General features: G+C 72.3%; 18 protein-coding genes, 1 tRNA gene and 1 riboswitch. Of the genes, 15 read left to right on the top strand and 4 right to left on the bottom strand.

Features of this window, described 5'->3' with window-relative positions:
* Positions 1-25 precede the first annotated feature (25 nt).
* The 10 genes from ACZ6CV_RS17040 to ACZ6CV_RS16995 all read left to right on the top strand — a co-directional run bounded on the left by ACZ6CV_RS17040 (position 26) and on the right by ACZ6CV_RS16995 (position 10,965).
* Entirely contained in the window at positions 26-1,111 is a 1,086-nt protein-coding gene (locus ACZ6CV_RS17040; RefSeq protein ID WP_469251573.1) for a nucleoside triphosphate pyrophosphohydrolase, read from the top strand.
* A 43-nt stretch (positions 1,112-1,154) separates the two neighbouring features.
* Entirely contained in the window at positions 1,155-1,658 is a 504-nt protein-coding gene (locus tag ACZ6CV_RS17035; RefSeq protein ID WP_469251572.1) for a hypothetical protein, read from the top strand.
* Between the two features lie 107 nt (positions 1,659-1,765).
* Positions 1,766-3,379 carry an SEL1-like repeat protein gene (locus tag ACZ6CV_RS17030; RefSeq protein WP_469251571.1) on the top strand — a complete coding sequence of 538 codons (1,614 nt, stop codon included), beginning with the start codon at positions 1,766-1,768 and terminating at the stop codon, positions 3,377-3,379.
* Between the two features lie 196 nt (positions 3,380-3,575).
* The gene (locus tag ACZ6CV_RS17025) at positions 3,576-4,886 is read left to right on the top strand and encodes a cytochrome P450 family protein (RefSeq protein ID WP_469251570.1); all 1,311 of its coding nucleotides are present in this window, start codon (positions 3,576-3,578) and stop codon (positions 4,884-4,886) included.
* A gap of 139 nt (positions 4,887-5,025) precedes the next feature.
* Positions 5,026-6,105 (top strand): LysM peptidoglycan-binding domain-containing protein, encoded by a 1,080-nt coding sequence (locus ACZ6CV_RS17020; RefSeq protein WP_469251569.1) that lies wholly within the window; start codon positions 5,026-5,028, stop codon positions 6,103-6,105.
* 228 nt (positions 6,106-6,333) lie between these two features.
* Positions 6,334-6,503: riboswitch (cyclic di-AMP (ydaO/yuaA leader) on the top strand.
* A 4-nt stretch (positions 6,504-6,507) separates the two neighbouring features.
* Entirely contained in the window at positions 6,508-7,221 is a 714-nt protein-coding gene (locus tag ACZ6CV_RS17015; protein WP_469251568.1) for a transglycosylase family protein, read from the top strand.
* A gap of 299 nt (positions 7,222-7,520) precedes the next feature.
* Entirely contained in the window at positions 7,521-8,810 is a 1,290-nt protein-coding gene (gene eno, locus ACZ6CV_RS17010; RefSeq protein WP_362376916.1) for a phosphopyruvate hydratase, read from the top strand.
* Between the two features lie 131 nt (positions 8,811-8,941).
* Entirely contained in the window at positions 8,942-9,421 is a 480-nt protein-coding gene (locus ACZ6CV_RS17005) for an FtsB family cell division protein (RefSeq protein ID WP_469251567.1), read from the top strand.
* Between the two features lie 21 nt (positions 9,422-9,442).
* On the top strand, positions 9,443-9,982 hold the full coding sequence (locus tag ACZ6CV_RS17000; protein WP_469251566.1) for a DUF501 domain-containing protein: 540 nt from the start codon (positions 9,443-9,445) through the stop codon (positions 9,980-9,982).
* Positions 9,979-10,965 (top strand): Ppx/GppA phosphatase family protein, encoded by a 987-nt coding sequence (locus tag ACZ6CV_RS16995; RefSeq protein ID WP_469251565.1) that lies wholly within the window; start codon positions 9,979-9,981, stop codon positions 10,963-10,965. Before ACZ6CV_RS17000 ends, ACZ6CV_RS16995 begins: the two co-directional genes overlap by 4 nt.
* An 82-nt stretch (positions 10,966-11,047) precedes the next feature.
* On the opposite strand, the gene ACZ6CV_RS16990 is transcribed toward ACZ6CV_RS16995, so the two are convergent.
* Complete coding sequence (locus tag ACZ6CV_RS16990; RefSeq protein WP_469251564.1) at positions 11,048-11,266, bottom strand: hypothetical protein; 219 nt, start codon at positions 11,264-11,266, stop codon at positions 11,048-11,050.
* Positions 11,267-11,718: 452 nt separating this feature from the next.
* On the opposite strand from ACZ6CV_RS16990, the gene ACZ6CV_RS16985 reads away from it, so the two are divergent.
* Together ACZ6CV_RS16985 and ACZ6CV_RS16980 are read left to right on the top strand one after the other, a co-directional pair.
* Positions 11,719-13,122, top strand: coding sequence for an NAD(P)/FAD-dependent oxidoreductase (locus ACZ6CV_RS16985; RefSeq protein ID WP_469251563.1), 1,404 nt, complete (start codon positions 11,719-11,721; stop codon positions 13,120-13,122).
* Between the two features lie 228 nt (positions 13,123-13,350).
* Positions 13,351-14,649 (top strand): class I SAM-dependent methyltransferase, encoded by a 1,299-nt coding sequence (locus ACZ6CV_RS16980; RefSeq protein WP_469251562.1) that lies wholly within the window; start codon positions 13,351-13,353, stop codon positions 14,647-14,649.
* Between the two features lie 144 nt (positions 14,650-14,793).
* Here ACZ6CV_RS16980 and ACZ6CV_RS16975 read toward each other — a convergent pair whose 3' ends face one another.
* A complete protein-coding gene (locus tag ACZ6CV_RS16975; RefSeq protein WP_469251561.1) occupies positions 14,794-17,304 on the bottom strand; it encodes an ABC transporter permease in 2,511 nt (836 codons plus the stop codon).
* Between the two features lie 162 nt (positions 17,305-17,466).
* The gene (locus tag ACZ6CV_RS16970) at positions 17,467-18,237 is read right to left on the bottom strand and encodes an ABC transporter ATP-binding protein (protein ID WP_362376927.1); all 771 of its coding nucleotides are present in this window, start codon (positions 18,235-18,237) and stop codon (positions 17,467-17,469) included.
* 420 nt (positions 18,238-18,657) lie between these two features.
* Between ACZ6CV_RS16970 and ACZ6CV_RS16965 the strand changes: the two genes are divergently transcribed.
* Positions 18,658-18,740: transfer RNA gene (locus ACZ6CV_RS16965), tRNA-Leu, on the top strand.
* 148 nt (positions 18,741-18,888) lie between these two features.
* Here ACZ6CV_RS16965 and ACZ6CV_RS16960 read toward each other — a convergent pair.
* Complete coding sequence (locus ACZ6CV_RS16960) at positions 18,889-20,601, bottom strand: IclR family transcriptional regulator domain-containing protein (RefSeq protein WP_469251560.1); 1,713 nt, start codon at positions 20,599-20,601, stop codon at positions 18,889-18,891.
* 183 nt (positions 20,602-20,784) lie between these two features.
* On the opposite strand from ACZ6CV_RS16960, the gene ACZ6CV_RS16955 reads away from it, so the two are divergent.
* Both ACZ6CV_RS16955 and ACZ6CV_RS16950 read left to right on the top strand, forming a co-directional pair.
* The gene (locus ACZ6CV_RS16955) at positions 20,785-21,984 is read left to right on the top strand and encodes a 4-hydroxybenzoate 3-monooxygenase (protein ID WP_469251559.1); all 1,200 of its coding nucleotides are present in this window, start codon (positions 20,785-20,787) and stop codon (positions 21,982-21,984) included.
* Positions 21,981-23,333: an MFS transporter gene (locus ACZ6CV_RS16950; protein WP_469251558.1), complete on the top strand. Its 1,353-nt coding sequence runs from the start codon at positions 21,981-21,983 to the stop codon at positions 23,331-23,333. The genes ACZ6CV_RS16955 and ACZ6CV_RS16950 overlap by 4 nt, the downstream gene beginning before the upstream one ends.
* The last annotated feature ends 9 nt before the right edge of the window (positions 23,334-23,342 follow it).

The raw sequence follows: 23,342 nt of genomic DNA, 5'->3' as shown, positions 1-23,342 counted from the left end.
CGGCGGGCTGGGTTACGTTCGAGGGGTGAACGAGACCGAGACCCCGCCCCCGGCCGGCGCACCCGACGCCTCCCACGCGCCCCACGCGTCCCAGGAGCCCGACGCCTCCCACGCGCCCGATGCCCCCGGCGCCTCCGTCGGCCGCGTCATCCTGCTGACCACCAGCCACCGCGTCGCGCCCGGCCTGCTGTCCTGGCCCGCCTGGCAGGCCCTGCACGCGGCCGACGCGGTGCTGTGCGCCGACGCCGACCACCCGCAGCTGCCGTATCTGCGCGAGGCGGGCGTACGCGTGGAGCAGGCGGCGCCCACCGCGCAGGAGCTGGTCGACGCCTGCGCGGGCGGGCGCACGGTCCTGGTGCTCGCCACCGCCGAGGGCGAGAGCCCCCTCACCGACGGCCTGGCCCGGCTCGCCGGCTCTGGCCGGGTCGCCATGCCGGACCTGGAGCTGCTGCCCGCCTCGTACGACCTGCCGGGCGCGCGCCTGCTCGACCTCGTCCAGGTGATGGACCGGATCCGCGAGGAGTGCCCCTGGTCCTCGCGCCAGACCCACCAGGGCCTGGCGAAGTACGCGATCGAGGAGGCGTACGAACTCGTCGAGGCGATCGAGGAGGGCGACCGGGACGAGCTGCGCGAGGAGCTCGGCGACGTCCTGCTCCAAGTCGTCTTCCACGCGCGGATCGCCGAGGAGGGCGGCCCGCGGGAAGAGGACGCGCCGTTCTCCATCGACGACGTCGCGGGCGGCATCGTCGAGAAGCTCATCCACCGCCACCCGCACGTCTTCGGCGATGAGTCGGCGCGGACCCCGGAGGACGTCAAGGCCCACTGGCTGCGCACGAAGGCGCAGGAGAAGCAGCGCACCTCGGTCACCGAGGGCGTCCCGCTCGGCCAGCCCGGCCTGGCGCTCACGGCGAAGCTGGCGTCCCGGGCGCGCACGGAGGGACTCGAGGTGACGGCGCCGACGGGGGAGGGCGTGGGGTACGAACTCCTCGCGCTGGCCCTGCGGGCCGAGGCCGAGGGCGTCGACCCGGAGGCGGCGCTGCGGGTCGCGGCGCGGGCCTACCGCGACGCGGTGCGTGCCGCCGAAGGCGGGGGAGCGGCGGACCGGCGCTAGTACCGTTGCTCCCTGGAGCCGTTCGGCTACGGAGGGGGTTCGGGTGGAACCGGAGTTGGAGCAGCTGGCGGCTTCGGCGACCGCCGCCCTGGTGGCCGCGATGGGGTCGCGGCGGTGGGTCGAGGCGCGGCCCCGGTTCTCGCGGTTCCTGCTGGCCGGGGGCGTCATGGCGGGGGAGAGCCTGATGCTGGACGTCGCCGCGCGGCAGCTGGCCCGCGCCGGGGCGGATCCCCGGGAGTTCGAGGCGCGCTGGTACCGGAACGTGTTCGCCGCGGCGTCCGCCCCGTCGCGGCAGCAGCACGAGGTGCGGGCGGAACTCCTCGCGCTGGTCACGGAGTTCGGCGGGGGCGGGGTCGTCAGCCGGTCCGTGCTCTGCCCGCAGGGGCACCGCGCGTGGGAGCCGACCTTCTGCGAGGCCTGCGGCACCCCGCTGTCCTACCTCGCCCGGCTCCCGCGGGACGCTTCGGCGCCGCGCAAGCCGAGCCGCCTGTTCCGCCGCCCGCCCCCGCCGGAGTCGACGGGGTCATCGGAGTCGCCGGAGCCGTAGTTCCGCCACCGCCCGGTGGACCGGCGCCCGTTCCGCCGCCCGGTGCGCCCGTCGGCCCGGTGCCCCCGGTCCCGTACAACGGCGTGCCCCCGGGCCCGTACAACAGCGTGTCCCGAAGCGCCGTCGAGTACCTGATCCAGTCGGGGGTCATCAGCGGCGGACTGCACCTGACGTCGCCCCGGGTCGGCCGTGACCACGTCGAACTCGGCGCGGGCGCCGCGGGACCCGGCGGTCAGGTGATCGGTGTCCAGAACAACTACGCGGGCGGCGCGCCGCAGGGGGCGGACGGCTGGCCCCGTGTCGGCGCGCTGCGCCGGCACGCCCCCGGTGTCCGCCCCGCGCGCCGCTTCGGCTTCGAGCAGCGCCTGCCGCCGTACGTCGAACGCGACTGCCACCGTGAGCTGGCGGCGATGATCACGCTCGCCGTGACCGACGGCGGCCTGGTCGTCGTCACGGGCGAGCCGCTCTCGGGCAAGACGATGACGGCCTGGGCCGCGCTGCAGCACGGCGCCGGGGACGACGCCCGGGTGCACGCCCCGCAGCCGGGGACCGACCTGCGCGAGCTGCCGGGCAGGATCCCGGACCGCGCCCCCACGGCCCGTCACGTGGTGTGGCTCGACGACCTGGAGGACCACCTCGGTGAGCACGGCCTCACCGCGGGCCTGCTCGCCCGGCTCACCCACGAGGGCGTGCTGGTGCTCGCGACGATGCGGGACGAGGCGTACGACGCGCACCGGTTCGGCGCGGGCCCGGCCTCGCGCGTCCTCAGCGCCGCCGCCACCGTCGAGCTGACGTGCCGGTGGAGCGCGGCGGAACTGGCGCGGCTCGCGGCCGCCGACGACCCGCGCCTGGTGGACGCCGTGCGGTGGCGCGGCACGCTCGGCGTGACCGAGTACCTGGCGGTGGGGCCCGAACTGTGGGACGAGTGGCGCAGGTCCGCCCGGCGCGGCGGCCCGCACCGGCTCGGGCACCTGCTGGTGCGCGCGGCGATCGACCTCGCGCGGTGCGGGCTCACCCGGGGCGTCACACCGAAGCTGCTGACCCGCTTCCAGGAGGAGTACGAGGCGGAGTACGGGACGGAGTCCGGGGCGGGGACGGCGGGGAAGGCAGGGGAGGCGGACGACGCCGGGCACGAGGAGCTCGACGCGGCGCTGGCCTGGGCCGCCGCGCTCCGGCACGGGGTGAGCGGACTGCTCGTGCCCGGCGAGTGGCCCGGCACCTGGCGGGCGTGCGGGTCGCTGGTCGCGGACGCGGCCCGGTCCGCCGGTACCGAGCCGCTGCCGGACAGCGCGTGGATCCGCGCGTACCGGGAGCTGGAACCGCACGACACCGCCGAACTGGACGCCCTGGCCGCCGCCTTCCGCCTCGCCCTCACGCCGCGCGCGGCGAGCGGGGACGTGCACGCCCTGCTGTGGCTCGGCCGGCTCGCCCGCGACGAGGGGGACCTGGCGGGCGCCGAAGAATTCTTCCGCGACGCGGCGGACCGCGGGGACACCCGCGCCGCGGCCGCGCTGGGCCACCTGCTCGCCACCCGCGTCGCCTACGCGGAGGCGGTCCCCTATCTCACGGCCGCCGCCGAGGCGGACGAGCCGGGCGCGGCGGCCCTCCTCGGCCAGGTCCACCAGCACCTGGCGGTCCACTACTTCCGCATCGCCCGAACCGCCGGCGACGAGTCGGCCGCCCGCCGCCTCAAGGGCCCACTCCGCCCGACGCCCCCCTAGGGCCTGTCCGACCCTTCCCTTCTGCTCCGCGACGCCCGGCACGCACTCTCGCCGCACCGGGCGTAAGCCCAAGTACATCCAGTACGAGGGCTTGCACCCGGCACGCCGAGAGCACGCACCAGACGCCGCGAAGCCGCCCTCCGGGCGACGAAGGGAAGGGTCGGACAGGCCCGCATGAGCGGATACCGTCGACCACATGCACGACCAGCAGCCGCCAGCCGTCACCCCCTGCCCCGTCGCCGGAGGCTCACCGCAGCCCGAGCTCTTCAGCTGGGAGTTCGCCACCGATCCGTACCCGGCGTACGCCTGGCTGCGGGAGAACTCGCCGGTGCACCGCACCACCCTGCCGAGCGGCGTGGAGGCCTGGCTGGTCACCCGGTACGCGGACGCCCGGGAGGCCCTCGCCGACCAGCGGCTCAGCAAGAACCCGGCGCACCACGACGAGCCCGCCCACGCCAAGGGCAAGACCGGTATCCCGGGTGAGCGCAAGGCCGAGCTGATGACGCATCTGCTCAACATCGACCCGCCGGACCACACCCGGCTGCGCCGGCTCGTCTCCAAGGCGTTCACGCCGCGCCGCGTGGCTGCCTTCGCGCCCCGGGTGCAGGAACTGACGGACCAGCTCATCGACGCGGTCGTCGCCAAGGGCGACGGTCCCGGTGGCACGGCCGACCTCATCCACGAGTTCGCCTTCCCGCTCCCCATCTACGCCATCTGCGACCTGCTCGGCGTCCCGCGCGAGGACCAGGACGACTTCCGTGACTGGGCGGGCATGATGATCCGGCACGGCGGCGGGCCGCGCGGCGGGGTGGCCCGGTCGGTGAAGAAGATGCGCGGCTACCTCGCCGAACTCATCCACCGAAAGCGCCTCGACCCCGGCGACGACCTCATCTCCGGTCTCATCAAGGCCTCCGACCACGGCGAGCACCTCACCGAGAACGAGGCCGCCGCCATGGCCTTCATCCTGCTCTTCGCCGGCTTCGAGACCACCGTCAACCTCATCGGCAACGGCGTGTACGCGCTCCTCACCCACCCCGAGCAGCGCGCGCGGCTGCAGCAGGCGCTCGCCGACGGCGACACCGGGCTCCTGGAGACCGGCGTCGAGGAACTGCTGCGCTACGACGGTCCCGTCGAGCTCGCCACCTGGCGGTTCGCGACGGAGGCGATCCGCATCGGCGGCCAGGACATCGCCGCCGGCGACCCCGTCCTCGTCGTCCTCGCCGCCGCGGACCGCGACCCCGACCGCTTCGACCGGGCCGACACCCTGGACCTCTCCCGCCGTGACAATCAGCACCTCGGGTACGGCCACGGCATCCACTACTGCCTCGGCGCACCGCTGGCCCGGCTCGAAGGGCAGACCGCCCTCGCGACGCTGCTGCGGCGCCTTCCCGACCTGCAACTCGCGGCGGATCCTGCCGATTTGCGGTGGCGTGGCGGACTGATCATGCGGGGACTGCGCACGCTGCCGGTGGAGTTCACGGACGCACAGCCCCCGGGCCGGGGCTGACGGACCGTCACGACTGTGATGTTCACGTGATCTCCGCTGCATCGACTTGTGACAAGCGTTCGACTGCGACTACGTTCACGACGACTTGAGCGCCCCCGGGCGCCCCAGTTGTCGCTGCAGTCTCCTGAAAGGCAACCGCATGCTCTCCGGTCATGGTCGTCACCGACGCCCCCGCCAGGCCCCGGCTCTCATCGTCGCGGCAGGCGTCACCGGATCAGCCATCGCCATCCCGCTGCTCGCCGCCACCAGCGCGAGCGCGGCCGACACCGCCACGTGGGACAAGCTCGCCCAGTGCGAGAGCGGCGGCGCGTGGAGCGCGAATCCGGGCAACGGTTACTACGGAGGGCTCCAGCTCTCCCAGGAGACGTGGGAGGCGCACGGCGGCCTCGAGTTCGCGCCCAGCGCCGACCAGGCCTCCAAGTCGCAGCAGATCGCCGTCGCCGAGAAGGTCCTCGACGCCAAGGGCACCGCCGCCTGGCCGAGCTGCGCCCCGATCGCCGGTCTCACCGACGGCGGCGCCGCGGCCGACGTCGACCCCGGAGCCCCGCTCCCGCAGACCCCGGACGACGCGCCCGACTCCACCGGCTCGACCGGGAGCGGCAAGGCCGACGGTTCGAAGGGCGCCGAGGACTCCGAGGACGCCAAGGGCACGGACGACGCGGCCAAGGACTCCGCGGACAAGAACAAGGGCACGGACGCGGACAAGGGCGAGAGGGCCGACCCGTCCTCGGACGCCGGCGAACCGTCCGCGGACGACGACACGCCCGGTTCGGCCGACGACGCGCGAGACAAGAATCACGACGAGTCCGGCGAAAAGGACGGCAAGGGCGGTAAGGACGGCAAGGTCGACGCGGGTGACGCGGACGCCGACGGCAAGTCCGGGTCGCAGGACCCCGCTTCGCCCGGCTCCGAGGGGTCGACCGCGCCCGCCGAGGGCTCGGACGGCGCCTCGGCGGGACGCCACCGCGGTGGCGTCGACGAGAGCGAGCGGGCCGGCGGCGACCGTCCGGGACGGCACGCCTCGCGCGGCGCCGACCGCGACGGCGGCATCGCCGACGGGTCGTACACGGTGCGCTCCGGGGACAACCTCTCGCTCATCGCCGACGACCTCGACGTGGCGGGCGGTTGGCACGAGCTCTACGCCGAGAACAAGAAGACCGTCGGCGCCGACCCGGACCTCATCCTCCCCGGTCAGAGCCTCGATCTGGGCGAAAAGTAACGGTAGTTGACGAAGAGTCGGGCGGGGCCTTCGCGTCGTATGTCCGCTTTGGCGCGAGTGAGACATGGGTCTCAGAAGCCCTGATCGTCTTTGAAATTGTGTGGAAGACGTGATTACCGTCGTCACCGCTCGCCACTGGTGGGCCCCGCCGGTCGGTACGCCGAATCCTGCCAACGGCCGGACGGGAACAGTCGTCGCTCAAGAGCGCCGTGGGCAGGAGCGGGGGACCCAAGGTTTGTGCCGGGTCCGTCCGTTGAGGGGTGGGGCAGCCGAGAGGCTGAGCGCCGCGAGACGGACGGGAACGGCTAGGGGTGAAGTCGCGCTCAAGGAGTGCGACCGGGCAACCACATCGGCCCGAACCCGACAGCTCACCTCGCAGGCGTCGGTGTAGGGGATCAACTCATGCTGCTTTCCAGCAAGGGCAAGCACCGTCGTCCGTCCAAGGCCACGCGCGTCGCCACCCTCGTCGGTGTGACCGGCGCGGCCGTCGCCGCTCCGCTGATGGCGGCCGGCTCGGCCTCCGCCGCCACCGCCTCCGAGTGGGACGCCGTCGCCCAGTGCGAGTCCGGTGGCAACTGGTCCATCAACACCGGCAACGGTTTCCAGGGCGGTCTGCAGTTCTCGCCGTCCACCTGGGCCGCGTACGGCGGCACCAAGTACGCGCCGTCCGCCGACAAGGCCTCCAAGGCCCAGCAGATCGAGATCGGCGAGAAGGTCCTCGCGGGCCAGGGCAAGGGTGCCTGGCCGTCCTGCGGCGTCGGCCTCTCGGGCGCCTCCCCCAGCAGCGGCGGCGGCCAGCAGGAGCAGGCCCCGCAGCAGCAGGAGAAGCCGCAGCCGCAGCAGACGCGGCAGCAGGCCGCTCCGGAGCAGAAGCAGGCCGCGCCCAAGCCGCAGCCCACGCCGCAGACCGAGTCCAAGAAGACCGTCGAGACCCCGACCGGCAAGACGGTCAAGAAGGGTGACGGCGAGTACAAGGTCGAGACCGGCGACACCCTCTCCAAGATCGCCCAGTCGCACCACGTCAAGGGTGGCTGGCAGAAGGTCTACAAGCTCAACGGCGACATCATCGACGACGCCGACTTCATCTACCCGGGCCAGCAGCTGCACCTGAGCTGACCCTCCCGGACCCCACCCGGCCGTGCCTCGGCGGACGCACGGCCACCCCGTCCCCACGGGCTCCCCGCCCCGGTGCGCGTATCCCCCGTACGCACCGGGGCGGGGCCATGTCCGCCCCCGCCGTGTTCGCTACCAGCGAGTAAAACGCGGTCTTCCGTCCTGTTTCCCGGGGATTTCGCCTCTTGTCCGTCCCACGGGACGGGCGGTCGGCTGGCTGAAGCCCCGGAGCCGGTTAGGCTCAGGAGACGCAGGGCCGAAGCGGCTCGCGTAAACGCGTCACATCCCAGAAGGAGATGCTCGTGCCGTCCATCGACGTCGTCGTAGCCCGGGAAATCCTGGACTCCCGAGGCAACCCCACGGTCGAGGTCGAGGTCGGCCTCGACGACGGCAGCACCGGTCGTGCCGCCGTTCCGTCCGGTGCCTCCACCGGTGCCTTCGAGGCCATCGAACTCCGTGACGGTGACCCCAACCGTTACCAGGGCAAGGGTGTCGAGAAGGCCGTCCTCGCCGTCATCGAGCAGATCGGCCCGGAGCTCGTCGGCTACGACGCCACCGAGCAGCGCCTGATCGACCAGGCCATGTTCGACCTGGACGCCACCGACAACAAGGGCTCGCTCGGCGCCAACGCCATCCTCGGCGTCTCGCTCGCCGTCGCGCACGCCGCCTCCGAGGCCAGCGACCTGCCGCTGTTCCGCTACCTCGGCGGTCCGAACGCGCACCTGCTGCCCGTCCCGATGATGAACATCCTGAACGGCGGGTCGCACGCCGACTCCAACGTCGACATCCAGGAGTTCATGATCGCGCCGATCGGCGCCGAGTCGTTCTCCGAGGCGCTGCGCTGGGGCACCGAGGTCTACCACACCCTCAAGAAGGTGCTGAAGGAGAAGGGCCTGTCCACCGGCCTCGGCGACGAGGGCGGCTTCGCCCCGAACCTGGACTCCAACCGCGCCGCGCTCGACCTCATCCTGGAGGCCATCAAGCAGGCCGGTTACGTCCCGGGCGAGCAGGTCGCGCTGGCGCTCGACGTCGCCGCCTCCGAGTTCTACAAGGACGGCTCCTACGAGTTCGAGGGCAAGTCCCGCTCGGCCGCCGAGATGACCGAGTACTACGCGGAGCTCGTCGCCTCGTACCCGCTGGTCTCCATCGAGGACCCGCTGTTCGAGGACGACTGGGCCGGCTGGAACACCATCACCGAGCAGCTCGGCGACAAGGTGCAGCTCGTCGGCGACGACCTGTTCGTCACCAACCCCGAGCGCCTGGCCCGCGGCATCGAGGAGAACTCGGCCAACGCCCTGCTCGTCAAGGTCAACCAGATCGGCTCGCTGACCGAGACCCTGGACGCCGTCGAGATGGCCCAGCGCAACGGCTTCAAGTGCATGATGTCCCACCGCTCCGGCGAGACCGAGGACGTCACCATCGCCGACCTGGCCGTCGCCACCAACTGCGGCCAGATCAAGACCGGCGCCCCGGCCCGCTCCGAGCGCGTCGCCAAGTACAACCAGCTGCTGCGCATCGAGGAGATCCTCGACGACGCGGCCGTCTACGCGGGCCGCAGCGCCTTCCCGCGGTTCCGGCTCGCGGACCAGTAGGCACAGCCGCCTCGTGGACCAGTAGGCACAGCCGCTTCGCGGACCAGTAGTTACGTACGTCCCCGCACCCGGTCCCGTACCGTGTGCGGGGACGTACGCACGTATACGCGCAGCTCTGGGGAGGCGGAACCATGGCCAAGGCCGGGACCAAGGACCGGTTCTCCACCGCGACCCGCCTGCGGCTGCTCGGCGAGCAGACCGCCGAGCGGGTCTACCGCTCCCAGACCAAGCGCCAGGCCCGCCGCTCCCGGCTCACCGGCCGCGCCGCCCTTCTCGCCCTGGTGCTCTGCTCGTTGGTCGTCGCGCTCGCCTATCCGATGCGGCAGTACGTCTCCCAGCGCGCCGAGATCGACGACCTGCGCCGGCAGCAGGCCGAGCACCACGCGGACGTCGAGAAGCTGCGCGACGAGAAGGCCCGCTGGCAGGACGACGCGTACGCGGAGCAGCGCATCCGCGACCGGCTGCACTACGTGATGCCCGGCGAGACCGGCTTCACGGTGATCGACCCCGCGGCGGCGCACAGCCGGCGCCCGGACCAGGGCGCGGCCGCCCGCCCGTGGTACTCCAACGTCTGGGACGGCGTCGACAAGGCCGACCGTCCCCACGACTGACCGACCGATGGAAAGACAGGCATGGAAACGCCCCCGCCGACCACTGAGCGCACCGAGCCCACCGACGCCGACGTCGAGGCCTTCAAGCAGCAGCTCGGCCGCCCGCCGCGCGGGCTCCGGGCCATCGCGCACCGCTGCCCCTGCGGGCAGCCGGACGTCGTCGAGACGGCGCCGCGTCTCCCGGACGGGACGCCCTTCCCGACGACGTACTACCTGACGTGCCCCCGGGCCGCCTCCGCGATCGGCACGCTGGAGGCCAACGGCGTCATGAAGGAGATGTCGGAGCGGCTGACGACCGATCAGGATCTCGCCGCCGCGTACCGCGCCGCGCACGAGGACTACCTCGCGCGCCGTGACGCCATCGAGGTCCTGGAGGGCTTCCCGAGCGCGGGCGGCATGCCGGACCGGGTGAAGTGCCTGCACGTCCTGGTCGGCCACTCGCTGGCCGCGGGCCCCGGGGTGAACCCGCTGGGCGACGAGGCCCTCGCGATGCTGCCCGAGTGGTGGGCGAAGGGCCCGTGCGTCACGCCGTGCGCGGCCTCCGAGGGGGAGGGCGCATGACCAGGGTCGCCGCCATCGACTGCGGCACGAACTCGATCCGCCTGCTCGTGGCCGACGCCGACCCCGCCACCGGCGCGCTGGTCGACCTCGACCGCCGGATGCAGATCGTCCGCCTCGGCCAGGGTGTGGACCGCACGGGCCGCCTCGCCCCCGAGGCGCTGCAGCGCACCTTCGCGGCCTGCCGCGAGTACGCCGCCGTCATCAAGGAGCACGGCGCCGAGCGGGTCCGCTTCGTCGCCACCTCGGCCTCCCGCGACGCGGAGAACCGCGACGAGTTCGTGCGCGGCGTCCTGGACGTCCTGGGCGTCGAGCCGGAGGTCATCACCGGCGACCAGGAGGCCGAGTTCTCCTTCACCGGCGCGACCAAGGAGCTGACCGGCCGGGACGACGTGGCGACGCCGTACCTGGTCGTGGACATCGGCGGCGGCTCCACGGAGTTCGTGGTCGGCGCGGACCACGTGCAGGCCGCCCGCTCGGTCGACGTCGGCTGCGTGCGGATGACCGAGCGTCACCTCGTACGGGACGGCGTGGTCACCGATCCTCCGACGCCCGATCAGCTGGCCGCGATCCGCACCGACATCGAGGCGGCCCTCGACCTCGCCGAGCGGACGGTGCCGCTCAAGGAGGCCCGCACGCTGGTGGGCCTGGCCGGCTCGGTGACCACGGTCGCCGCGATCGCCCTGGACCTCGACGCCTACGACTCGCAGGCGATCCACCACTCCCGGATCCCGTACGAGCGGGTCAAGGAGATCGTGGAGCGGCTGACGCACGCCACGCACGACGAGCGCGCCGCGATCCCGGTGATGCACGCGGGCCGCGTCGACGTCATCACATCCGGCGCCCTCGTACTTCTGGCGATCATGGACAGGGTGGGCGCCCGCGAGGTCGTCGTCAGCGAGCACGACATCCTCGACGGCATCGCACACAAGGTGGCGGAGGAGGCCGAGGAACTGCGCAGGCAGGCCCCGGACCTGGAGGCGTAGGACGGCCGTTCCCAGCACGACGACGAGCGGGCCCCGGCACCTGGAGAGGTGCCGGGGCCCGCTCGTCACGCGGTGGGACGCGTCAGTCCTGCACCAGGTCGCCGAACGCGGCCACCGAGTTCCAGTTGCCGTTGCCCCAGTCGGCCGACTCGTGGGACGGGGCGTTGCCGCTGAACTCGGCCTCGTTGTGGCCGTGGTGACCGTTGTAGTCGTCGTGGTCGTCGGCGAGGGCGGTGCCGGCGGCGCCGAGGGTGGCTGCGGTGGCCAGGGCCGCTGCGGCGATGGCGGTACGGATGCGCATGCTGCTCTCCCAATCAATGAGGGGGTTGGTGATCGCACTTCGATCTGAACGCACCCCCGGTGGGCGGGCAACAGGTGCTGGTGCGACAGGGTGACGGGCCCCGCGGCGACACTCCGTCGGGAAAGTTCGTGAAGTTCTTCACAAGGAATTGGGTCCCGATGGACGAGGTTCTGGGTCACTTGACCCCCGAAAGGGTCCGTGGAAGGGCCTTACGGCCTCCGGATCAGAGGTTCCGGGGCGACGGCCGGGAGGGGGCGCGGCCAGTGGTCCACCGCGCCGCGCGGCCAGGACGGGCAGCTCACAAGGGGTGAACAACGACTCGTGTGACGCCCTGGTTCCCCTGCGACGCCATGACCTCCGTCACGTGGGCGGCGAAGTGTAGCAGAGGCCCTGGGCATGCTTGTGAAGGGGCGCACGAGCGACCCCCGCCGGGCGGGTGGATACTCGATGGCATGAGCACCACGGAGCGTCCCAGGATCCTCGTAGTAGGCGGTGGGTACGTAGGCCTGTACGCAGCTCGGCGCATTCTCAAGAAGATGCGCTTCGGAGAGGCGACCGTCACGGTCGTCGACCCCCGGTCGTACATGACCTACCAGCCCTTCCTCCCCGAAGCCGCCGCCGGCAACATCTCGCCCCGGCATGTCGTCGTACCGCTGCGACGCGTGCTGCCGAGGGCCGAGGTCCTCACCGGCCGGGTCACCACCATCGACCAGGACCGCAAGGTCGCCACGATCGCGCCGCTCGTCGGCGAGGCGTACGAGCTGCCTTTCGACTACCTGGTCATCGCGATGGGCGCGGTCTCCCGCACCTTCCCGATCCCCGGCCTCGCCGAGCAGGGCATCGGCATGAAGGGCATCGAGGAGGCCATCGGCCTGCGCAACCACGTCCTCGAGCAGCTCGACAAGGCTGACTCCACGACCGACGAGGAGGTCCGCCGCAAGGCGCTGACCTTCGTCTTCGTCGGCGGCGGCTTCGCGGGTGCGGAGACCGTCGGTGAGGTCGAGGACATGGCCCGCGACGCGGCCAAGTACTACAACAACGTCAAGCGCGAGGACATGCGGTTCGTCCTCGTCGACGTGGCCGACAAGATCCTGCCCGAGGTGGGCCCGAAGCTGGGCGCCTACGGCAAGGAGCACCTGGAGAGCCGCGGCGTCGAGGTCTACCTCAAGACCGGCATGGACTCCTGCGTCGACGGCCACGTGGTCCTGAACAACGGCCTCGAGGTCGACTCCAACACCATCGTGTGGACCGCGGGCGTCAAGCCGAACCCGGCGCTGTCCCGCTTCGGTCTGCCGCTGGGCCCGCGCGGCCACGTGGACACCCAGACGACGCTCCAGGTGCAGGGCACGGACTACATCTGGGCCGCGGGCGACAACGCCCAGGTGCCGGACGTCGTCGGCCGCAAGGCCGGCAACGAGAACGCCTGGTGCCCGCCGAACGCCCAGCACGCGCTGCGTCAGGCGAAGGTCCTCGGCGACAACGTGATCTCCGGCATGCGGGGCTTCCCGCAGAAGGAGTACAGCCACGCCAACAAGGGTGCGGTCGCCGGTCTCGGCCTGCACAAGGGCGTCGCGATGATCGTCATGGGCAAGATGAAGATCAAGCTCAAGGGCCGTCTCGCCTGGTACATGCACCGCGGGTACCACGGCATGGCGATGCCGACGTTCAACCGCAAGATCCGCGTCCTCGCCGACTGGACCCTCGGCATGTTCCTCAAGCGCGAGGTCGTCTCGCTCGGCGCCATGGAGACGCCGCGCGAGGAGTTCTACGAGGCGGCCAAGCCCGCCCCGAAGCCCGCGGCCGCCGCCGAGCCGGCGCCCGCGGCGAAGACCGAGGAGAAGGCCAAGGCCTCCTGACCTCGCGTCACTGATCCACCCCGAAGGGGGCCGTCCGCCATCCGTGGTGCGGACGGCCCCCTTCGGCGTGCCCGGGGCGGCGCGTGGACGTCCCGCGCGCCCCACGGGCAAGTAGATGGAGTGGGCATCTATTTTGCCGTTCCGTGACGCGGCGACGGGACTGCGCCCGGGGGTCTTCGGTGTTTACGTGGTGTTGGACCGTTCCGGGACCATTCGGAGGTGTGCGTCATGCAGGACGCCGCACTGCGGCTGAAGAAGATCGCCGAGCAGCTCATCGGAGCTCCCCTGCCGGTGCGCATCCGCGCCTGGGACCGGTCGGAGGCGGGCCCGCCGGGCACCCCCGTCCTCGTCGTACGCAGCCGCCGCGCCCTGCGCCACCTGCTCTGGAAACCGGGCGAACTGGGCCTGGCCCGCGCCTGGGTCGCCGGTGACCTGGACGTCGACGGCGATCTGTTCGCCGCCCTCGACCTGCTCGCGGAGTTCATCTGGGAGCGCGGCGAGGACGCCCGGAGCCTGCGCGATGCGCTGCGGGACCCGGCGTTCCGGGCCGCCGCGCGCGAACTGTTCGCGCTCTCCGCGCCCTTCCTGCCGCCGTCCCCGCCGCCCGAGGAGATGCGCAGACACGGCCGCCTGCACCGCCACACCAAGGGCAGCGACCGGCAGGCCATCAGCCACCACTACGACGTCGGCAACGACTTCTACGAGCTGGTCCTCGGCCCCTCGATGGTCTACTCGTGCGCCTACTGGGAGTCGCCCGACGCCACCCTGGAGAGCGCCCAGCGCGACAAGCTCGAACTCGTCGCCCGCAAGCTCGCCCTGAAGCCCGGCATGCGCCTGCTCGACGTCGGCTGCGGCTGGGGCTCCATGGCGATCCACGCGGCCCGCGAGCACGGCGTGAACGTCGTCGGCGTCACCCTCTCGCAGGAGCAGGCCGCGTACGCCAGGAAGCGGATCGCCGAGGAGGGCCTGACCGACCGCATCGAGATCCGCGTCCAGGACTACCGCGACGTGCGCGACGGCCCGTACGACGCCATCAGCTCCATCGGCATGGCCGAGCACGTCGGCGCCGAGCGCTACCTGGAGTACGCGCACGACCTGTACGCCCTCCTGAAGCCCGGCGGGCGCCTGCTCAACCACCAGATCGCGCGCCGCCCGCAGGCGGACGAGTCGGCGTACAGCGTGGACGAGTTCATCGACGCGTACGTCTTCCCCGACGGGGAGCTGGCGCCCGTCGGCAGCACGGTCGGGCTCCTGGAACGGGCCGGCTTCGAGGTGCGCGACGTGGAGGCCATCCGCGAGCACTACGCCCTCACCCTGCGCCGCTGGGTGGCCAACCTGGAGGCCCACTGGCCGGAGGGCCAACGCCTGACCTCCCCGGGCAGGGCCCGCATCTGGCGCCTCTACATGGCCGCCTCCGCCCTCGCCTTCGAACGCAACCGCATCGGCGTGAACCAGGTCCTGGCGGTGAAGACGAGGGAGACGGGGGCGTCGGGCCTGCCGCTGAGGACGAGGGACTGGACCGCGTAGCGACGGAATCCCAGCCCGCCCGGTGGATTCCCAGCCCGTCCGGCGTTTGAGGACGAGCCGCGAAGCGGCGACATACGGCACCCCGAAGGGCCCCGGAAGAGATGACTCTTCCGGGGCCCTTCCCTCTGCTACCCCCAGCGGGAGCTACTCCGCCTTGATGGCCATCAACGGATTCAGCCGCGCAGCGCTCCGCGCCGGCCACACCGCCGCGAGGACGCCGACCACCGCCGCGACGGCCAGGAAGATCGCGATCCGGCCGACCGGGATCTCCATGGAGTACGTGGTGACCTTCTCGGCGATGCTGCCGCCCACGACCCAGCCCATGAAGAGGCCGAGGACGATGCCGAGCACCGCGCCGAAGAGCGAGATGATGACCGCTTCGAGCCGCACCATCTGCTTGACGTTGGCCCGGTCCAGGCCGATGGCCCGCAGCATCCCGATCTCGTGCTTGCGCTCGAAGACCGACATGGCCAGCGTGTTGATGACGCCGAGCACCGCGATGAGGATGGCCATGGCGAGCAGGCCGTACAGCATGTTCAGGATCAGGTTGATGCCGCCCGCGACCGCGTTGCTGATCGCGTCCTTGTCCTGGATGGTGATGGCCGGGTTGTCGCCGAGCGCCTCGACGATGGCGTCCTCGGCGCGGTCGGACGCGCCGCCCTCCATCTTCACCAGGACCTGCTTGTCGAGGACCTTGGTGACGTGCGGGTCGACGACGGAGGTCGGCGTGAAGAGGCCGCTGAACATCTCGTTGCTCTCGTAGACGCCCGCGACCTTCAGCTCGACGGTCTTGTCGTCGTCCTCGAACTTCAGCGGGAAGGTGTCGCCCGTCTTCAGGCCCTTGTCCTTCGCCGTGTCGGTGTCGATCAGCGCGGTGCCGTCCTTGAGGCCGGCCGCCGAGCCGCTGATCATGTCGAGGCCCAACAGGTCGCCGAAGGTCTTGGGGTCGACGCCGTTGACGTTGGTGTAGCTGCCGTCGGCCTCGCCGTACGCGGTGCGCAGCGGGGTGGTCGACTCCACGTCGGGGATCTTGTCGAGCTTCTGGCGGACCTCGGGGGTCAGCGGCTGGAAGTTCGCCATGGAGACGCTGTAGTCGGCCTTCAGGGAGCCGGCCGCCATCTTGTTGATGGCGCTGCCCATGGAGGTCGCCACGACCGTCATCGCGGTGATGAGGGTCAGACCGATCATCAGGGCCGCGGCGGTGGACGCGGTGCGGCGCGGGTTGCGCACCGAGTTCAGGCGGGACAGCTTGCCGGTGACGCCGAAGGGCTTCAGGAGTGGCGCGGACGCGGCGATGAACGGCCGGGAGAGCAGCGGGGTCAGCACGATGACGCCGACGAGGATGGTCCCCGCGCCGCCCGCCATCACGTAGTTGTCCTCCATGAACAGCATGACCGCGCCGAGGGCGACGATGAGCGAGCCGATGGTGTTGCGCACGACCAGACCGCGCACGGTCGGCGTGGCGTGGACGCTGTTCATCGCGGCGACCGGCGGGATCTTCGCGGCGCGCCGGCCCGGCAGCCAGGCGGCGAGCATGGTCACGACGACACCGATCAGGAGCGCCGCGACGATCGTCGTCGGGGCGATGACCAGCGGCCCGTCGGGCAGCGAGGCGCCGCCGGAGTTCATCAGGGCCTGCAGGCCGAGGCTGACGCCGATGCCGAGCCCGAAGCCGGCCACGGCGGCGATCAGGCCGACCACGAAGGCCTCGATGAGCACGGAACGGGTGACCTGGCGGCGCGAGGCGCCGACGGCCCGCATGAGGGCGAGCTCCTTGGTGCGCTGGGCGACCAGCATGGTGAAGGTGTTGGCGATGATGAAGATGCCGACGAAGAGGGCGATGCCGGCGAAGATCAGCAGGACCTGGCTCATCGAGCTGGTCTGCCGCTCGATCATGTCGTCCTGCTGGGTCTTGAGCTCGCCGCCGGTCATCGTCGAGATGTCCTTGGGCAGGATCTTCTCGACGGAGGCGTTCAGGGCCGACTCGGAGGTGCCCGCGGTGGCCTTCACGTCGATCTCGTCGTACTCGGTCTTGTTGAGCGCCTTGAACGCGGTCGCGTTGTCCAGGACGGCGAGGCTGCCGCCCGCGACGACGCTGCCGTCGTCGGTGTCGAAGACGCCGCTGACTTTGGCGGTCCGCACCGGGCCGTCGGTGGAGTAGCGGACGGTGTCGCCGACCTTGTAGCCGGTGCGCTCGGCGGTACGGCTGTCCAGGGCGATGTCGCCGGCGGACTTCGGGGCGGCGCCGCGCACGAAGTCGTAGCGCGGGTCCTTGCCGTCCTTGCCCGGGTAGTAGTTGGTGCCGGTGGTGCCCCACTCGCCGCCGACCAGCTTGCCGTCCTTGTCGGCGAGGGCGGTGAAGCCGGAGACGGACCCGATGGCGGAGTCCGCGCCGGGCAGCCCCTGCGCCTTCTTCAGGAGCGAGTCGGTGAGCTTCGGCTTCTGCTTGGCCTCGTCGTCGGAGCCGCCGTCCGACTGGATGGCGACGGAGACGTGGTCGAAGCTCTTCGCCGACTTGTTCTTGTAGGCGTTGCCGAAGGTGTCGGTGAAGACCAGGGTGCCGGAGACGAAGGCGACGCCGAGCATGACGGCGAGCACGGTCATCAACAGCCTGGCCTTGTGCGCGAGCACGTTGCGCAGGGCGGTACGGAACATGGGTGTGAGTCCAGGGTGAGGTGAGGGGGGAGAGAAAGGCACCGGAGGTGCCTTCTCAGGGGCGCGGGGAACTGCGCGACAAGCCACGACGGGCCCGCAGTCCCGAACAAAGGCCGGGCCCCGACGGCGGCAGGGAAGAGCCACCCGGAGCCGAGCCGCGAACTAGCTCGTCCGCCCCTTCGCGTCAAAGTGCTTCATCCGGTCGAGCACCCCGTCCGCGGTGGGCCCGTGCATCTCGTCGACGACCCGCCCGTCGGCGAGGAAGATCACGCGGTCCGCGTACGAGGCGGCCACCGGGTCGTGGGTGACCATGACGACGGTCTGCCCGAGGTCCCGCACCGAGTTGCGCAGGAAGCCGAGGACCTCGGCGCCCGAGCGCGAGTCGAGGTTTCCGGTCGGCTCGTCACCGAAGATGATCTCCGGCTGGGAGGCGAGCGCGCGGGCCACCGCGACGCGCTGCTGCTGACCGCCGGAGAGCTCGGTGGGCCGGTGGCTGAGGCGGCCGGAGAGGCCGACCATCTCGATGACCTGCTCCACCCACCGCTTGTCGGGCTTGCGGCCCGCGATGTCCATGGGGAGCGTGATGTTCTCCAGGGCGGTCAGGGTCGGCAGCAGGTTGAACGCCTGGAAGATGAAGCCGATCTTGTCCCGGCGGAGCTTGGTGAGCTGCTTGTCCTTGAGCGTCGACAGCTCGGTCTCGCCGAGGCGCACCGAGCCGGAGCTGAAGCTGTCCAGACCGGCGACGCAGTGCATCAGGGTCGACTTGCCGGAGCCCGAGGGGCCCATGATCGCGGTGAACTCGCCCTGCCCGAAGTCGACGGAGACCCGGTCCAGGGCGACCACCTGGGTCTCGCCCTGTCCGTACACCTTGGACAGTTCCGTGGCGCGGGCCGCCACGGCGGTGGCGCGGGTGGCGAAGGGGGTGGTGGTCACGGGAGGGTGCTCCTGTCGGGACGACGAGTGGGGACGTACTCCATCGTCCTGGCCGATCAGCGCCGTGGAGTCACCCGCTGATCCGGTTCCGGGGGCCCTCTCCAGTCGGACTTGAGGAGCTCCTGTCATACCTGGGGATGACACGCGTCCCTGATGCGGAAGGGGGACAGACGGGTCCGATCCGGAAAGCGGGTGACAGCGGCGACGGGAACCTCAGGGCGGCTAAATTCCGTCATTCCGTGCAGAGGCCCACGAGACCGGCCGAGCCCGAGGACAGGCCTCCGGCATGTACCGATGGACTGTGCCGAGGGCTGATGCACCCTCAGACGTCAATAAAATAAGACAACATCGGGCTGACCTTCCGCTGTTCGGGGGACGCCTCCCGATAGGGTCGAAGCCTCGACGCGGAGCCCATGGCCTGCCCGGATGGTGGAATGCAGACACGGCGAGCTTAAACCTCGCTGCCCCTCGGGGGCGTGCCGGTTCGAGTCCGGCTCCGGGCACTTCCGCTGTCCTGCCCTCGGGCGCCGCCAAATCCGTTGCCCTGCACGCGAATTGATGCGCCATCAGGCATATGCCCCTTGCCGAGCTGCCGCCCTCTCGCCCGCTCGTCCTCGCCGCCCGTCCCCGCCCGCCCGTCCTCGCGTCCGCTCAGGACAGCCGTACGGCGTTGAAGCGGGCCGCCGTGTGCAGATCGGTCTCGATCGCCGCCGCCGTCTCCCGCAGTACGGGCAGCAGCGCGTCGCGGGCCTCGGCGAGCGGACCGGAGCCGGCGTGCTGGGCGACGTTCAGCGCCGCGACCACCCGCCCCCGCGCGTCCCTGACCGGCACGGCGACCGAGCGAAGGCCCTCCTCCAGCTCCTGGTCGGCGGTGGCGTGGCCGTCGGCGGCGACCCGGTCGAGGAGCCGGGCGAGGGCGCCGGTCTCCGTCACGGTGCGCGCGGTGAGGGCGCGGGGCGGCGCGGCGGCGAGGAGCCGGGCGCGCTCGGGGCCGGGGAGCCCGGCGAGCAGCACCCGGCCCATCGCGGTGGCGTACGCGGGGAAGCGGGTGCCCACCGTGATGTGCACGCTCATGACGCGCGCCGCCGCGGCCCGCGCCACGTACCGGATGTCGGTCCCGTCCAGGACGGTGACCGAGGCGGACTGGCGCACCCGGTCCGTGAGGTCGCGCAGGTGCGGCTCGGCGATCTCGGCGAAGGTGAGCCCGGACAGCGGGGCGTGGCCGAGCTCCAGGATGCGGGGGAGCGGGCGGTACAGGCGGCCGTCGTGGGCGGCGTACCCGGCCCGCTCCAGGGTGTGCAGACAGCGCCGCGCGGTGGCTCTCGGCAACTCGGTGGCCGCGGCGAGCGCGGTGAGCGGCAGGCCGTCGCCGCGCGCCGCGCCCAGGGCGCGCAGCACCGCGAGCCCCCGGGCCAGGGACTGCAGGAAGCCCGGACCGAGGTCCGCCTTGGCGGCCACGGCATCGGGGGCGGGGGTGCGGGCCGGCTCCTCGGCGGGCGGCGACGGTCGTACGGCCGACAGGCGGGCGAGCCGCGCCGCCTCCGCCCGCAGCCGCGGCAGCATCGCGTCGGCGAGGCCGTCCGCCGTGTGCCTGCTGGTGTGGCTCACCGCCGACAGGGCGTACCGGATGCGGCCCGCGCCGTCGCGCACCGGGACCGCGACCGCGATCAGGCCCGGCTCGATCAGCTGGTCGTCCAGGGCCCAGCCCGTCTCGCGGGAGCGGGCGACGCGGGCGGCGAGGTCGGGGAGGGCGTGCGGGGCGGGACCTGGCGGCAGCGCGGGGTAGGCGGCGCTCGCGTCCTGGGCGGCCTCGGGGGTGTCGGCGGCCTCGGTGGCGTCGTCGGCGGCGGTGCGGGTCCGCCAGGCCGCCCACCGCGCCTCGTCCCACTCCTGGGCGAAGAGGGCGCCGGGCGCGCACCGTTCGGGGGGCAGCAGGTCGCCGATGTGGAACGCCACCGACATCGCGCGGCGCCGGGCGGCCTGCGTCACGAAGCGCACCCCGTCGCCGTCCGGCACCGCGAGCGACACCGACTCGTCGAGCTCGTCCGCGAGCCGGGCGGTGCGGGCCGCGACCTCGCCGGTCAGACCGCTGGCCGCGAGGTAGGCGTTGCCGAGCTCCATGAGGCGGGGGGTGAGGTGCAGCTCCTGGCCGCGCACGCGTACGTAGCCGAGGTGGGCCAGCGTCGCCACCACCCGGTCGACCGTGGAGCGGGCAAGACCGGTGGCGCGCACGAGATCACCGGCGCGCAGCCGGCCGGGCTCCGCGGGGGCGAGGGCCCGCAGCACGGCGAGCCCGCGCTCCAGGGGACGTACGGACTCCACGGACTCCACGGACTCCACGGACTCCACGGACTCGTCGGACATGGCGCCGCGCTCCTCGCTGCCGGGAAGACCGGATGACCGGTCGGGCCGGGAAATCGGATGCCGCACGACCGTTGACAGCGCACAGGCGCAGCCAGAGACTCCCGGCAACACATTATGAACGAAAGTTCACCAGGCGAACAAGTGCGGGGCGTGCGCGGGGTGGACGCGGGAGGGGATCGAGCGATGCGCACCACCGTCGGGATCATCGGGGCCGGACCGGCCGGGCTGCTCCTCGCCCGCCTCCTGCACCGGGCCGGCATCGAATCCGTCGTCCTGGAGAGCCGGGACCGCGCGTACGTGGAACGGCGCCAGCGCGCCGGAATCCTGGAGCAGGGCACCGTCGACGTGTTGCGCGAGGCGGGCGCGGCCGCCCGTATGGACCGCGAGGGCCTGCCGCACCACGGCATCGAACTCCGCTTCGACCGCCGCAGACACCGCGTCGACTTCCCCGCGCTGACCGGCGGCAGGTCCGTCATGGCCTACGCCCAGACCGAGGTCTGCAAGGACCTCATCGCGCTGCAGCTGGCGGAGGGCGGACCGCTGCTCTTCGAGGCGGAGGCGCTGGAGGTGACCGGCGCCGACACCACGAGCCCGCGCGTGCGGTTCCGACACGCGGGCCGCGAGTCCACCCTGATGTGCGACTACGTGGTGGGCTGCGACGGCTTCTGGGGCGTCTCCCGCGCGGCCGTCCCCGAAGGGCTCTCCCGGACCTTCGAGCGCACGTACCCCTTCGCCTGGCTCGGCGTCCTCGCCGACGTGGCGCCCTCCCACGACGAGCTCGTCTACGCCCGCCACGAGCGCGGCTTCGCCCTGCTGTCCATGCGCTCGCCGACCGTCACGCGCGCGTACCTCCAGGTTCCCGACGGCACCGACCCGCGCGACTGGGCCGCGCCGCGGATCTGGGACGAGCTGGACCGCCGCCTGGAGACCGACGACCCGGCCTGGACGCTGCGCCGCGGCCCCCTCACCGCCACCACGGTCACCCCCATGCGCAGCTACGTCCACGAGCCCATGCGGCACGGCCGGCTCTTCCTCGCCGGGGACGCCGCGCACATCGTCCCGCCGACCGGCGCGAAGGGCCTCAACCTCGCCGTCGGCGACGTCACCACCTTCGCCCGCGCGCTGGTCCACCACCGCGACACCGGCGATCCGAGCCGCCTCGACGCGTACTCCGCGACCTGTCTGCGCCGCGTCTGGCAGGCCGAGCGCTTCAGCTACGCGATGACGACCCTGCTGCACCGCGCGCCCGACGCCACCCCCTTCGACGACCGCATCCAGCTCGCCCGCCTCGACCGCATCACCACCGCCCGCTCGGCCGAGACCGACCTCGCGGAGGCCTACACCGGCTTCCCCCTGACACCGACCGAGAAGGAGAGCCGGTGAACCCCCCTGAGCGCACCTTCCGGGCCGTCGCGCCCGTCATCGCCCTGTGCTGGCTCGTCGTCTTCTTCGACGGCATGGACGTCAACATCTACGGCGCCGTCATGCCGCACCTCATCGACGACAAGGACTTCGGCTTCACCCCGTCCACCGCGGGCACCGTCGGCTCCTGGACCACCTTCGGCATGCTCGTCGGCGCCCTCGGCTGCGGCACCCTCACCGACTGGCTGGGGCGCAAGCCGATGGTGACGGGCAGCGTCGTCGTCTTCTCGCTCGGCTCCGCGCTGTGCGCGCTCGCGCCGGGTGTCGCCGTCTTCGGCACCGGGCGCTTCGTTTCCGGGCTCGGGCTCGGCGGGCTGATGCCGATCGGGCTCGCGATCGTCGCCGAATTCGCGCCGCCGCGCCGGGCCGCGCTCGCCACCGGCCTGATGATGACCTCTTACCACGCGGGCGGCATGGCGGCGACGGGTCTCGGGCTCGCGCTCGGCCCCGACCACGGCTGGCGCGTCGTCTTCTGGGCCGGCGTCGTCCCGGCCCTCGTCGCCGTCCCGCTGGTCCTCCGGTGGCTGCCCGAGTCGCCCGGCGTGCTGCTCGCCAAGGGCCGCACCCGTGACGCGGAGACGGTCGCCGCCCGCTATCTGCTGCCCGCCCCGACCCCGGCCGGGGCCCCCGAGGCCGGCGCCCGGGGACGCCTCGCGGCCGTCCTCGCGCTCTTCGCGCCGGGGCGGCGCCTGGCGACCCCGCTGCTGTGGCTCGCCTCCTTCGCCGGGCTGCTCCTGGTCTACGGCGTCTCCACCTGGCTGCCCGAGCTCATGCGGGCCTCCGGCTACTCGCTCTTCTCCTCCGTCACCTTCCTCATGGTGATCAACGCGGGCGGCATCGTCGGCATGCTGATCGCCGGGCGCACCGCCGACCGCTTCGGCGCCGTCCCGGTCTCCGCGGTCTGGTTCCTGCTCACCGCCTGCGGCGCCTTCCTGCTCAAGGCCCAGCTGCCGCTCGCCGTCGCCTACGGCGTCGTCTTCGTCACCGGCATCTGGCTCTTCTCGGCGCAGGTCATGGTGTACGCGGCCGCCCCTTCCGTCTATCCGCCCGCGCAGCGCGCCACGGGGCTCGGCTGGGTCACCGGCGTCGGGCGCACCGGGGCGGTCGTCGGGCCGTGGCTCGGCGGCGCGGTCGTCACGGGCGGCGACGCCTCGCTCGGCTTCACCACCTTCGCGGTCGCCGCGGTCCTCGGGGCGGTCGCCATCTCGCTGGTGCCACTCGCGCGGGCGAACGATTCCGATACGGGAACAGTGGGGGCCTCCCCGTGCGTTCTCGGTCACAGAGAGGGAAAGATCCTCCCCAAGCACTAGGTCCATCCT

Source organism: Streptomyces sp. NPDC041713 (assembly GCF_055591085.1).
The sequence above is the reverse complement of the archived record's forward strand: the minus strand, read 5'-3'. Positions and strand labels throughout refer to the sequence as shown.